Below are 13,462 nucleotides of genomic sequence, written 5' to 3' on the forward strand. Positions count from 1 at the left end.
GGAGCCTTTTGCCGAGACGTCCCGTCCAGTCGGCTCCCCTCCGCGAGTGGATCTGTCGGCGGGACCTTCCCCCCAGGCGGCGCCCCGCCGTGGGGGGAGCGGGCGGCGACGCTGACTGAGGGGAGCAGCCGCGACACAGCGCATACCTTCCGCTACCCGGATGACGTGCGGTTGTGCGTTATGGTGGGTTCAATGACGTAGGGCAAGGAGCGCACGATGGCACAGCATACGAGCACAACGGTGGAACTGCGATACGCCGGCAATGCGGCGAGGTCACGTTCCCTGGGCATCAGGGCGCTGTCGTCGTCGCTCGGCGGGTTCTCCGACGCGGTGGCTGAATACCGCGACATCGCGCTGCCGCTGATGAATCTCGACACGGTCGTCGAGTCCATGCGTACGAGGCGCGGCGTATTCTGTGCGACGATGCGGTTCGTGGGCGAGCCGGTCGGCATCGCCCGCATCGACGATGATGACGCCGCCGCGGCGGACGCCGCTGACGTGCTTGCCGTGGCCGTCGGGTTCATCGAGACGGTCGGCATCTTCAAGGCCCGCATCCTCGCCACCGGCGATCCGATGCCGAATTCGGCCGAACGCGTGCGCATGACCGACGACGGCATGGAGGTCATGTTCTCCGATGGCGGCGCCATCGTCGTGGACCGTGAGGCGTATGCGGCGTCGAAGTCCATCCGTCTGGCGAAGAGCCTCGGACGCGCGTTCGGCTCGTTCGCCGGCATCGACGTGGATACGGTCACGATCTGCGCGCCCGATTCCGGCGAGTCGCTGGACGTGCCGTCCGGCATCGCGCGCGCGTTGCGCGACGTGGAGGATCTGGTCGAGGTGCATAAGCCGCTTATCGAGACGAGGCAGCTGCAGATCGACACCATCCAGTTCAGTTCCGACAAATGGCGGTTCAAGGACGGCGGCGAGAAGTTCTATGCGCGCATCGCCGACGCGAAGTTCCTGGCCCAATGGAACCGCGGCGAAATGTCGTTCAAGAACGGCGACACCCTCAACGCGGTGGTGCGTACCGAACGCACGTCGATCGGAGGCACGCTCACGTTGGGCGAACGCATGATCCTCAAGGTCAGCAAGCCCCACGCCGTGCTGTTCCAGCCGTCCATCGACGACCTGCTCGTCTAGTCTGCTTGTTCGGCCCGCTCACCCGGTTTGTGCCCCGGTCCGTGCGTCCGGCTGCGGGCGCGGCATTCTCCATACGGTCCGGTACGCTGGTGTGCGTTTGTTTTTCGAGGGCCGGTGGATTCGCGGCCATGATGTTTCTTATTGAAAGGCTGTTGTGCCGAAGCATACTGATATTCGTATTGATTCCGATGATATTCACGATATTCACGCCGATGACGATGTCGTCGACGATGTGACCACCCAGGCCGACGTCCCCGGGGAGGGGGCGCATGACGCCGGCATGGATTCCGGCGTATCCTTCGCCGAACTGGGTGTGCCGGAGCCGCTGGTGCGCGTGCTCGCCGCCGATGGCAAGGCCACGGCGTTCCCCATCCAGGCCGACACGTTGGCCGATTCGCTCGCCGGACGCGACCTGCTCGGCCGCGGACGCACCGGTTCCGGCAAGACGCTCGCGTTCGCCATCCCGCTGGTGGCGCGTCTCGGCGGGGAGCGTTCCGGCGCGGCCGCCATGCGCGACTTCCGGCGTATGAGGCGTCGCGGCGAGGATGATGCGGCGATGCGTCTGCCGCATCCGCACGGGCTTGTGCTCGCGCCCACCCGCGAACTCGTCAACCAGATCGACGAGGTCATCCGTCCGCTCGCCGACGCCTATGGGCTGAAGACCGTGACCGTCTACGGCGGTGTGAAGCAGGGACGGCAGGTTTCGGCTCTGCGCGACGGCGCCGACATCGTGGTCGCCTGCCCGGGACGGCTTGAGGACCTGCTGCGTCAGGGGCTGCTGTCGTTGGAGTCGGTGCGCATCGCCGTGCTCGACGAGGCCGACGAGATGGCCGACATGGGGTTCCTGCCCGCCGTGACGCGCCTGCTCGGGCAGATCGACCCCCACAGCCAGCACATGCTGTTCTCCGCCACGCTCGACCATGGCGTCGACGGTCTGGTCAAGCGCTTCCTCAGGGACGCGCGCGTGCATGCCGTGGACTCCGCGGAATCGCATGTGGACGAGATGACGCATCACGTGTTCGTCGTCACGCAGGGCAACAAGCATGAGCTGGTACGGCAGCTTGCCTCCGGCATGGGCAAACGCATCCTGTTCACCCGCACCAAGTACCAGGCCAAGAAGATGGCGGCCAAACTGGTGAAGGCCGGCATTCCGGCGGTGGATCTGCAGGGCAATCTTTCGCAGAACCAGCGCGACCGTCATCTTGCCGCGTTCAGCGACGGCAAGGTGCGCGTGCTCGTCGCCACGGATGTGGCCGCGCGCGGCGTGGACATCAGCGGCGTGGAGCTGGTGGTGCAGGTGGAGCCGCCCGCCGACCCCAAGTCGTTCCTCCACCGTTCCGGCCGAACCGCGCGCGCCGGCCATTCCGGCGACGTGGTCACGCTCGTGCTGCCCGGCCAGGAGAAGGAGGTGCGGCAGATGATGCGTCGCGCCGGGCTGCGCATCAGGTCCGTGGAGGTCACGCCCACCTCGCCCGAGGTCCGGGAGCTGGTCGGCGAACATGCGCCGCTCGTGACCGGATGGGAGCTGCCCAAGCCGCAGCCGCAGAAGCCTGCGGGAACCGGGCGGCGTTCCCGGGCGGGGCGTGGCCGTGTACGCGGCGGTGAGGCCCGTGGCGGCGCAGGTGCCGTGCGTGACGGTGCGGATAAGCGAGGTGCGGATAAGCGCGGCGCCGACAACCGTGGCGGCGGCAAGCGTGGTGCCGTGGCCCGCAACGGCGAGGAACGCCGACGCGGCAGGAACGGTGCCGGTGCCGGCGCCCGTGGCGGCGCATCCGGAGGGTTCCGCCGCCACCGCAAGAAGGCCGCCCCCTTCCGCATGGGCACCAGACACTAGCACGTCGCGCCGTACGTTCGGCCCCTTCCGTTGTGGCTCCCCTTGTCAGGGGAGCTGGCCCGCGATGCGGGTCTGAGAGGTGGTCGATTTGTCTGTTGTGGCTCCCCTTGTGAGGGGAGCTGGCCCGCGGAGCGGGTCTGAGGGGTAGTTGTTTCGGTGTCGGTTTTCCGTCATGGAACATTGGCCGTTCTCGTCGTTCGTTTTCCTTCCGTTGTGTCCGGTCCTCTTCTGCTGTGGCTCCCCTTGTGAGGGGAGCTGGCCCGCGGAGCGGGTCTGAGGGGTAGTCGTTTCGTCGCTCGTTTTCCTTCCGTTGCATCCAGTTGACATTGTTTGTCCTGTTACCACTGTTGCCCCCGCTTCACGGCGTTTCCCCTCGACGGGGAAAAGTCGCTGGGGGGGGGGTAGTGAATACCAGTAGTGCGGTGAAACCGTGCGGAATGGGCTCCTATGGGGGCGGAAGGGAGAGTCGGTATGACGACGAATACGAATACGGGCGCGAAGATCGCGGTCGCTACGGTGACGGCGGTAGCGTCGCTGGCAGGTCCGGCGACGTCGGCGCTCGCCGCGGATACCACCGCCGAGGCGAATGCGGATGCGGGTCAGGCCGTGGCGCGTGCGCAGGAGAGCACGCGTGAGGCCGTGAAGGCGGCGTCCGTGGCGAAGGCGGCGCCCACGGGCGTGACCGAGGCGCAGGCCAAGGCCGACGCGGCGGCCCGGAACCTGGGCACGGCGTCGCAGAGCCTGAAGAAGGCCGACACGGACCGCGCGAACGCGAACAACGCGTATACGAATGCGAAGACCACGTACGACAACGCCGTCAAGGACACCGGCGCCGCCCAGCGGAAGGTGCAGGATGCGCCGTCGAAGATCGCGCAGGCCACCGAGCAGGCCCAGCAGGCCGCCGCCCGCGCCGAACAGGCGTCGAAGGACCTCGCCTCCGCCCGTCAGGCGCAGACGCAGGCCGAGTCGCAGCGCAAGCCGGTCGCGGACGAACGCGCCGGCCAGCAGGCGAAATCCGACCAGGCCCAGCAGGCCGCCGCCAAGGCGCAGCAGGCCGCGGACGCGGAACAGAAGAAGGCCGACGCCGCCAAGGCCGCGCAGGCGAAGGCCGACACGGACAGGGCGAAGGCCGAGTCCGACAGGGCGAAGGCCGAGCAGGACGCGAAGAGCGCGGCCGGCGACCAGGCGAAGGCCGAATCGGACAAGGCCAGGGCCGAACAGGACGTGAAGACGGCCACGGACGCGAAGACGAAGGCCGACGCCGACGCGGCCGCCAAGCAGGCCACGCTCGACGGGAAGACGAAGGCGGAGGCCGCGGCGAAGGCGGAGAAGGACGCCGCCGACCAGAAGGTCAAGGACCTGGAGGCGGCGGACGGCGACCTCGCCGCACTGGCCGCGAAGCTTGAGGCCGCCAAGCAGGCGCAGACCCGGGCCGAGCAGGCGCAGACGAAGGCCGAGCAGGCCGCCGAACAGGCGAAGAGCGCGAAGGATTCCGCGGCGAGGGACGCGACGGCGAAGCAGGCGGCGGCGGATGCGGCGGCGAAGGACGCGGCCGCGAAGAAGACCGCGGCCGACCAGGCGCAGAAGCAGCTGTCCCGGGGCACGCTCGGCTGGTTCGAACAGCTCGCCGCCTCGGGCGACGGCGACGCGAAGGACGCGGTGCGCTATTTCGAGGACGTGATGAAGGACCCGGAGCAGGCCAAGCTCCTCAAGGTCGGCGACGGGAGCAGCGCGACCAGCCTCGACAACGCGATCAAGGCCGTCGCGTTCATCCGGGAATGCAACCAGCTTCGCGCCAAGGAGGGCGTGCCGCCCCTCAAGGTCGGCTACCTGCTCACCGCCATGGCCGAGATCCAGTCCGACAAGCAGTGGACGCAGAACGAGATGGGCCACGACAACTACATGACCCCGGACTCGTGGGGCGAGACCGGCTGGCATGGCGTCTACTCCGGCAGCAGCCAGAACGTCGCCGACGGCCACGGCGACCCGTTCATCGGCTGGTACGACTATGAGAAGCAGTCTTACAAGAACGACGCCGCGGACGGCAGGCTCGACGGTCTGGACAAGGACGGCAAGCCGGTGGGCGGATACGGCCACTACACGAACATCGTGGACTCGCTGAGCAACGTCACCGGGTTCGGCGCCGCCAACGACGACTGGTACACCCAGAACTTCGCCACCTCGGTGTACGGCACGGACCCGTACGGCAAGCCCGCGGGCATCAAGGGCGTGGACGTGGACACCTACCTCAACGGCCTCCAGGCATACAAGAGCGGACTGGAGAACGCGGGCGCCACATACCGGACGGCGCAGACGAAGGCCGACCAGGCGGCCAGGGACGCGAAGAGCGCGGCCGACGCCCTCGCCAAGGCCCAGCAGGCGGCCGAACAGGCCCGGACGAAGGCCGAACAGGCCGCCCGTGACGCGCAGACGCGCAAGGACGAGCTGGAGGCGGCGCAGAAGGCGTACGACGCGGCCCTTGCCGCACAGGGCGACAAGGCCCAGGCGCTCAAACAGGCCAAGGCCGAACAGGCGGCCAAGACCCAGGCATACGACACCGCACGCCAGGCCACCCGGACGGCCCAGTCCGACTACGACGCAGCCAAGGCCACGGCCGAGGCCGCGCAGTCGGCGCTCGACAAGGCGAACACCGCCGTGGCGCAGGCGCAGCGGGCCATCGACACGGCCAAGACCCGGGCCGAACAGGCCGCCAAGGCCGGGAAGGACGCGGAAGCCCGCATCACGGCAGCCGAGGCCGCCAGAACACAGGCCGGCAAGGACCTCCAGAAGGCGCAGGCCGCCAAGGCCAAGGCCGAGGCCGAACGCGACGCCGCATTGAAGGACAAGGCCACGAGCGACGCGAGGATCACGGAACTCGACAGGACCATCGCCCGGTTCGACAAGGCCATCGCGGACGCGGGGGCGAAGGCCCGGGCCGCGCAGACCGCGCTCGACACGGCCAACGGCGACAAGACGAAGGCCGAAGCCGTCATCGCGGACTACTCCACCGCCAAGGACCAGCTCGCCAAGGCGCAGGAGAGGCAGGCCAAGGCCGAGGCCGCGTTGAAGGCCGCGACCAAGGCCAAGGAACAGGCCGACGAAGCCTATGCCAAGGCGAAGGCCGCGTACGACAAGGCGAAAGCGGACAAGACCGCATCCGACAGGGAACTCGCCGCCGCCAAACACGCCGAAGCGGAAGCCAAGGCCAAGGCCGACGCCGCCAAAAAGGCGCAGCAGGCCAGGAAGCAGGCCGCCGACAAGGCCGAACGACAGGCCGAAGCCGCCAAACACGCCAGCGACACGGCCGACCGCAACGCCGTCACCGCCGCCAAACGACTCCTCGCCGGCGACGACACCGGGAACACCACCGGCGACGAATCCACGGCCACGACCGACACCGGCCTCGCCCACACCGGCACCGCATCCGAGACCCTGCTCGGCCTGACCGCCATCATGACACTGGCCGGCGCCGGATGCGTCCTCATGCGCCGCCGCCAAGCCAAACACGCCTCCGGCTGGAACTGATTCCCCGCGCCTCCCCTCAGTCCGCCTGCGGCGGCCAGCTCCCCTCCGTCCGGAGGGGAGCCCTTTGCCAAGACGCGAACCGCGCTCCGATCGGCTCCCCACGGATGGAGGGGAGCCGTTTGCCAAGACGTCCGTCCAATTGGCTCCCCTCAAGCTTGAGGGGAGCTGTCAGGCGCAGCCTGACTGAGGGGAGTTGTCCCCAAAGCACCTCGCCCCACCCAAGAGGAGGGCGTCCCATCCCAACACATCAGAAAGGAATCCACTCATGCCCATCACACCTCCTCCGCCGACTCTGGTTCCCCTTCCCGGCAGCGGCAGCAGCAACGACGGTAATGACGGCGCCAAGGGCGTCAGGGATCCGAAGCGTGGTCCGAGGCGTCGTGTCCTGATCGCGTCGGCGACGGCGCTGCTCGTCCTGCTCGCGGGCGGGGGAGCGGCCTACGGCGTCACCTCCAGCCAGGCCGGCACCAGGCTCACGCAGGCCGAGGCGACGGCACGCCGGGCCGACCGGAAACTCGCCGACGCCATCGCCGCGGCCGACAGGACCGTCGACGCCACGAAGGCCACGGACGTGAAGGACGCGAACACGCTCGACACGCTCAAATCCCTCACGGCCAAGGCGGTGAAGGCCAAGGGAGTGCCGCAGGCGGGCGACCCCCACGCCCCGTGGGCGGCCAACAGTGCGACCGACGCCTACGAGCACGACGCCGACGAGGCCGATGATCTCGCGAACCGGCTGGGCAAGGCCGTGAAGGCCGTCGAGGACAGCGCCTCCGAGAAGAAGACCCAGGACGCCAAAGCCACTTTGCAGAAGAGGCTTGCGGCGGCCCGGACCCTGCTGAAGAACTCGAACGGCAAGGTCGCCGACAACCGTACGCGCCAATCCTTGCAGAAGGCCATCGGCCAGGCCGCGAAGACCACCGGGACGGCGGACGCGTACGCCAGGCAGTCGTCCGCGTTGGACAAGGCCATGAAGACGGTCAACGACAGCGTCAAGAAGAAGACGACAGCGGACAGGAGGAAGGCCGAGGCCGCCAGAAGGGCCGCCCAGTCCGCCGGCAACGGCTCCAACGCATCCTCATCCGGCTCCGGCGCCGGCTCGGGGTCGTCGGGCTCCCGTTCATACTCGTATTCGGGCGGCTCCTCGTCGAACGGCGGCTATTCGGGCGGATACTCGTACACCGGGGGAGGCTCCTCCTACTCGGGCGGCTACAGCGGCGGCTCGTATTCCGGCGGCTCCACGTCCAACGGCTCCGGCTCGCACTCGTCCGGCGGGTCGTCGCATTCGTCCGGAGGCTCCTCTCATTCATCCGGAGGCTCCTCTCATTCGTCCGGCGGCTCCTCACGCCCCTCCACAGGCGGAGGCTCCAAACCCTCCAGCGGCTCACACTCCAACAGCGGATCATCATCCAACAAAGGAGGAGACGACTGGGCACTGTTTCCGGGTGGGAACAGTTCTTTTGAGGGTTAAGGGTCGAAACGTGGGTCTTAAATCCGTGGTGGGGTGTTCTCGGTCTTGCGTGTCGGAGTGTGAACAGCGGTTCGGGTGTTAATCTGGCCGGGCGCTTGACTTTTCGGGTTGGTTTGTTCCACGACGCTATAACAGACACACCGCCATAACGCAGCCCTTCCCCACATACGTGGGGATCATCCCTGTGTGTTGAAAGTCCGCTGGGGCGCAATCCCCTTTTCCCCACATGAGTGGGGATCATCCCGAGGGCCGTCCCTACGACTGCTTCGAGGTCCAACATTCCCCACGCACGTGGGGATGAACCCGAGACCGTCGCGGACCGTCTGGACGCATTCACCTTCCCCACGCACGTGGGGATGAACCATGGGGATGACATCCCCGCAGGAAAGGACCCTGCAATGCCGCAATCCTCGGATTTCTCCCCAACTGGTTTCGATGGTCTACGGGCAGGCCGTGGGCGACGCGCTCGGAGTACCCCACGAATTCCAGGACAGGGACGGCTTCACCTGCACCGGCATGGATTCCGGCGGCGTCCATGGGCAGCCGGCGGGAACATGGTCGGACGATACGAGCCTGATGCTGGCATCGGTGGACTCCCTGGCCGCAAACGGCTGGAAGCTGAATGCGGAAGACATGCGCTCCGGATTCCGGTCATGGCTAAGGCATGGGAAGTATGCGGTCGACGGCATGGTCTTCGACTGCGGCAACACCGTCCGCACGGCGCTCCGGCATATATAGAGCATCTGCCCGTTTGGCATTGTGCTCCGCGTTGCACAACCCCGCCATGGAATGCGCAAAGGGTCGTTCCCCTCATTCCGTAGCGGACTGTGTTTTGGGGCATCCGTCGAAATCCGCATGATTGCGTGGTACGGAATGCGTGTTTCCCTCATTCGCCTCGTTTCGCACCAGGGGGCTCTGGTACGGAACGTCCTATCGGCCCTATCCCTGTTCCGTGTCGCTCTCCAAGTCGTAATCGCATTCGCCACGAAGGACGGGCTTGAGGAATCCTTATTGAAGGAACTATCTTCACTCGATATTTCTGTCGTCAAAGGTATCGTTTTTGCAAAAACATGCATTATTTGCATTTTGTTGATACTATTATAGTGGATATAACATGGCGAAGGGATGTATCAATGCTCATTGACTTCAGTTTTTCCAACTATAGAAGCTTCAAAAGCGAGCAGTCATTCTCGATGGCGAGGGACTCCAGATTTTCGGAAGGGAGGTTCGGCGAAAGATCGACGGTCACTGCGATATATGGTCCGAATGCGTCCGGCAAGTCAAACTTCCTCAAAGCATTATGGACCATGGCGACGTTGGTGCGGACCAGCTACAGCCGGGGCGATGTTACAACATTCATTGACAGGGAGCCGTTCCTGCTACGAAACAACGCCCATGGAATCGAGTCCATGTTCTACGCGGATTTTCTGGCTGACGACTCGCAGCGCTACCGGTATTGGTTTCGCTGCAACGATAGCCTTATCCTGCATGAGGAGTTGTCGTTGTTCAAGACTCTAGGTGACAGGCTTTCCACGCATGCGACAAAACTATTTTCCCGAGACGGTGGCGAGGTCAGTTTCGGCGGTTCCTTCCGCGGTCCCAAGGCACAAGTGCGGAAAACCGTCGAGCTTAGGCCGAATTCGCTCGTGCTTTCGGCATCCGCTGCCGCCGGCATCAAATGCACCCAAGCCGCTTACGAATTTTTCTCGTCGTCGATCACATATTGCGACGCCTTAGGATTCCAGGGTGAGCAGCCGCTCATCATCGACGAGTTCAATCGAAGTTCCGGTTTTTCGGCGCATCTGCAACAACTGATTCGATATGCCGACTTCGGTATCGATTCGATTCGTAGCGTTCCTGTGAATGCCGACCCCGTTATGCTGGATTCATTCAAGGAACAACTGAAAAGCCAGCTCGGTGCCGATTCCGAAAAACTGGATCGGCTATTCAACGACTCGTCCGCCTACGAGCTACGTTTCGTGCATAACGGTGAGGAGACTGTGCAATTCGGCGTGCAGAATGAGTCCCGAGGTACGTTGGCAGCGCTGTCGTTCTTTTCATTGGCTTTGAGACAACTGGCGCGTCCGACTGTGACGCTGGTCGACGAGATAGACACTAGTCTGCACCCCGCTCTGGTGAGGGAATTCATCAGACTGTTCACCGATCCGGCGACTAATCCCCATGGCTCGCAGATTATCTTCACCACTCATGATGTATCGCTAATCACCACGTCCGGAGCGGCGGAACGGCTTATCGACCCTGATCAGGTGTGGTTGGTCGAGAAAACGTCCGAAGGCGATTCGGAGCTGTATCCCGTGACCGACTTGAAGGTCCGTAAGGAGGAAAACATCGGTAGGAATTACCTCAACGGTATCTACGGCGGCGTTCCAAGACCAAGCTTCCACACGGCATTCACCCGAATCATGGAGGAGACTGACGAATCATGAGCCGGAAGAAAACTGTGTTTCCGGCCCATGGCCGCAACGCGCGCAGGAGGCATCGTCGCCGCACCAAACGCTATCTTGTGGTATGTGGCGGCGAAGTCACCGAAAGACTGTACTTCGAACGTCTTGCATTGCGGAACAATGTGACGATTGATGTCCAGTCCAAGAAGCGTTCGCCTTCGCAGCTTGCACAATACGCAGTTGCCCTCAAGCAAGTCGACGACCGTGAAAATGATAGACCGGACCGGTACTCCGCGATTTTCGTGGTCGTCGACGTTGATGATTTTCATGATCACGGTGACGCTCAGCGTATCTGCAGGCAGAACAGCATTCAGCTTGTCATTTCCAACCCCTGCTTCGAAGTATGGCTGATCGATCATGTACGCCCTTGCCCTGACTCGTATGACACCACATCCTATGTGGAGGACTATGCGGCAGAGTTGAAAGTCGTTACCGGGCAGCGTAACAAATACATCGATTTTTCATATATCGACGGACATCTGCGGGACGCCATCGAGAACGCGAAACGACATAATACGGATACCCGTCTTTTGGCCCGCCGTCAGCTAGCTCCGAATCACGAGGTGAAATACGCACCATGGACCGATATGGTCGATGTGGTGAATTCCATTATTCGACCAACTGACAGGGCATAGCCTCTGGTGACAGTCGCTCTAGTGGAACGAATCAATTAGACCGCAGCCCTGTCGGAAACGTTGAGCGGCTTGTCCCTGACTCTTCCGGCAATACAACTTTCTCGCGTCACTATCGTCAACCGTTAGTTAGTGTCGGTGTTGTATGGTTGCCGCCAGCCTATCGGGTTCCTGCCTGCCGTCCCCTGGATTCCCGGCTATGTTGACGGACGTGGGTTTTCGTTGGAATCGCAACGATATTGAAGCCATTATCGAATTCTTCGATGACTGTGGATGTCCATGATTCGGAATCCCGGGCCGTCATGGACCGCTCTTGTCGCCGCCGCACGCTTCAATCAACACCAACGAGATAATTGAAACCAGCATAATTGAACACGCATCTTCAGGGCAGGGTGAAATTCCCGATCGGCGGTACAGTCCGCGAGCATCGACGGCAGTCTGCAAGTCAGGCGGCGAAGCGGTGTGGGAGCGAAAGCGCTCGTGAACCGGTGTGATTCCGGTACCGACAGTCATAGTCTGGATGGAAGAAGAATGCGACGACGTCGACGCCGGCCATATCGCGGCATACCGCATGGCCCGGCGAAATGGACGTCATCGTGGCATACCCTGAATTCCGATTCCGACGAATTCAGGGCTTTTTTGTCACCGATGACGTTTCGCACGGCAGGCAAAGCCGAAGCGACGTCGTCACGTGAACCCTGGACATGCTCTATCGCATCGGAAAGGGGAGTCGTGGACGATAGGGAATACATGTCCGTGGCATTGGACCACGCGAAACAGGGCGCGGGAAAGGTCAATCCCAACCCCATGGTCGGCGCGGTGATCGTGCGCGACGGCCGCATCATCGCAACCGGCCATCACGACCATTTCGGCGGATGGCACGCCGAACGCGCCGCATTGGAGGCGGCGAAACGCGACGGCGTCGACGTGCGCGGCGCCACCATCTACGTCACGTTGGAGCCATGCTGCCATCAGGGCAAGCAGCCGCCGTGCTCGCAGACGCTCATCGACGCCGGCATCGGCCGCGTCGTCATCGGATCGGCCGACCCGAACCCGCTGGTCTCCGGCAAGGGCGTCCGTCAGCTGCGCGACGCCGGCATCGAGGTGGTCGAAGGCGTGCTGCGCGACGAATGCGATGCGCTCAACGAGATCTTCATGCACTACATCGTCTCGCACAACCCGTTCGTACTGCTCAAATACGCCATGACGCTGGACGGCAGGATCGCCACACGGACCGGCGCCTCCCGATGGATCACCGGGGAACAGGCGCGTCGTCGCGTACACGAGGACCGGGGACGGTTCGCGTCCATCCTGGTCGGCGTCGGCACCGTGATCGCCGACGACCCGCGGCTCACCTGCCGGCTGGACGACCGCGAGGACGGCGGGCACGATCCCATCCGCATCGTCTGCGACAGCCGTCTGCGCACGCCGCTCGGCGCTGCCGTCGTCCGCACCGCCCACGATGTGCCGACCATCATCGCCACCTGCGTGCCATGGAGCGACGACGCGGCGAAACCCTATACGGACGCCGGCTGCGAGGTGCTCACCATCGACGCCGACGACGAAGGCCACGTGGATATCGCCGCATTGACGTCGGCGCTGGGCGCCCGCGGCGTCGACAGCGTGATGATCGAAGGCGGCGCCGGCATCGCGTGGGCGGCGCTGCGCGCCCGCGTGGTCACGAAGGTCGATGCGTACGTCGCGCCGAAGATCTTCGGCGGCGCCGACGCCCCGGCGCCTGTCGGCGGCGTGGGCGTGGCGACGCCCGACGCCTGCTTCCGATTGACGAATACGACGGTCACGTCGCTCGGCGACGATCTGCTGATCGAAGGGGGAGTGGATTATGTTCACCGGAATAGTTGAGGATCTCGGCACCGTCGAAGGCATCGTCCAGGGCGCGGACTTCGCCAGACTGACCGTGTCGTCCGCCGTCGTGGTCGACGAGCGTACGCGGATAGGCGACAGCATCGCCGTCAACGGCGTATGCCTCACCGTCACGTCGCTGTCCGGCACGTCGTTCACCGCCGACGTCATGCACGAGACGCTGCGACGTTCCAGCCTCGGCGGGCTGCGCCGCGGAAGCCATGTGGACGTGGAACGGGCCATGCCCGCCGACGGCCGGTTCGACGGGCACATCGTCTCCGGGCACATCGACGGCACCGGCGTCATCGAATCGATACGACCCGACGGCATCGCCACCGTATACACGATCCGGGCGCCGCACGACCTGCTGCGGCTCGTCGCCGAAAAAGGGTCCATCGCCGTCGAAGGCATCAGCCTGACGGTCACGCACGTCGACGACCGCACGTTCGGCGTCTCGATCATCCCCCACACGGCCGCGAACACCGTGCTGCCCGAACGCAGGGTGGGAGACGTGGTGAACCTTGAGACCGAC

General features: G+C 64.4%; 8 protein-coding genes, 1 pseudogene and 1 riboswitch. All 9 genes and pseudogenes read left to right on the plus strand.

The annotated features are described in order from the left end of the window. Positions 1 to 216: 216 nt before the first annotated feature. Positions 217 to 1,140, plus strand: a complete 924-nt coding sequence (locus DF200_RS09920) for an LAPAL motif-containing putative phage structural protein (protein WP_109138114.1) — start codon at positions 217 to 219, stop codon at positions 1,138 to 1,140. 280 nt (positions 1,141 to 1,420) lie between these two features. Continuing rightward, positions 1,421 to 2,902 (plus strand): annotated as a pseudogene (locus DF200_RS09925) (DEAD/DEAH box helicase); the annotation flags it as partial. Between the two features lie 543 nt (positions 2,903 to 3,445). Then, positions 3,446 to 6,499, plus strand: coding sequence for a CAP domain-containing protein (locus tag DF200_RS09930; RefSeq protein ID WP_158275845.1), 3,054 nt, complete (start codon positions 3,446 to 3,448; stop codon positions 6,497 to 6,499). Positions 6,500 to 6,764: 265 nt separating this feature from the next. Continuing rightward, positions 6,765 to 7,970, plus strand: coding sequence for a hypothetical protein (locus DF200_RS09935; RefSeq protein WP_109138116.1), 1,206 nt, complete (start codon positions 6,765 to 6,767; stop codon positions 7,968 to 7,970). A gap of 363 nt (positions 7,971 to 8,333) precedes the next feature. Continuing rightward, positions 8,334 to 8,708, plus strand: coding sequence for an ADP-ribosylglycohydrolase family protein (locus tag DF200_RS09940; RefSeq protein ID WP_241520225.1), 375 nt, complete (start codon positions 8,334 to 8,336; stop codon positions 8,706 to 8,708). Between the two features lie 395 nt (positions 8,709 to 9,103). Continuing rightward, a complete protein-coding gene (locus DF200_RS09950) occupies positions 9,104 to 10,417 on the plus strand; it encodes an AAA family ATPase (RefSeq protein WP_109138119.1) in 1,314 nt (437 codons plus the stop codon). Next, positions 10,414 to 11,070, plus strand: a complete 657-nt coding sequence (locus DF200_RS09955) for an RloB family protein (protein ID WP_109138120.1) — start codon at positions 10,414 to 10,416, stop codon at positions 11,068 to 11,070. The genes DF200_RS09950 and DF200_RS09955 overlap by 4 nt, the downstream gene beginning before the upstream one ends. 371 nt (positions 11,071 to 11,441) lie before the next feature. Further along, positions 11,442 to 11,604, plus strand: a riboswitch (FMN riboswitch). A gap of 195 nt (positions 11,605 to 11,799) precedes the next feature. Further along, positions 11,800 to 12,930: a bifunctional diaminohydroxyphosphoribosylaminopyrimidine deaminase/5-amino-6-(5-phosphoribosylamino)uracil reductase RibD gene (ribD, locus tag DF200_RS09960; protein ID WP_109138121.1), complete on the plus strand. Its 1,131-nt coding sequence runs from the start codon at positions 11,800 to 11,802 to the stop codon at positions 12,928 to 12,930. Further along, on the plus strand, positions 12,911 to 13,462 hold a 552-nt coding region (locus DF200_RS09965; protein ID WP_109138123.1), incomplete at its 3' end, for a riboflavin synthase. The genes ribD and DF200_RS09965, both read left to right, overlap by 20 nt.

This window comes from Bifidobacterium catulorum, assembly GCF_003129925.1.
Taxonomy (GTDB): domain Bacteria; phylum Actinomycetota; class Actinomycetes; order Actinomycetales; family Bifidobacteriaceae; genus Galliscardovia; species Galliscardovia catulorum.

What these genes read in the sequence shown, in the direction of transcription:
- DF200_RS09920 (WP_109138114.1), top strand. Translation starts at nt 217, where the DNA reads ATGGCACAGCATACGAGCACAACGGTGGAACTGCGATACGCCGGCAAT.
- DF200_RS09930 (WP_158275845.1), top strand. Translation starts at nt 3,446, where the DNA reads ATGACGACGAATACGAATACGGGCGCGAAGATCGCGGTCGCTACGGTG.
- DF200_RS09935 (WP_109138116.1), top strand. Translation starts at nt 6,765, where the DNA reads ATGCCCATCACACCTCCTCCGCCGACTCTGGTTCCCCTTCCCGGCAGC.
- DF200_RS09940 (WP_241520225.1), top strand. Translation starts at nt 8,334, where the DNA reads ATGGGGATGACATCCCCGCAGGAAAGGACCCTGCAATGCCGCAATCCT.
- DF200_RS09950 (WP_109138119.1), top strand. Translation starts at nt 9,104, where the DNA reads ATGCTCATTGACTTCAGTTTTTCCAACTATAGAAGCTTCAAAAGCGAG.
- DF200_RS09955 (WP_109138120.1), top strand. Translation starts at nt 10,414, where the DNA reads ATGAGCCGGAAGAAAACTGTGTTTCCGGCCCATGGCCGCAACGCGCGC.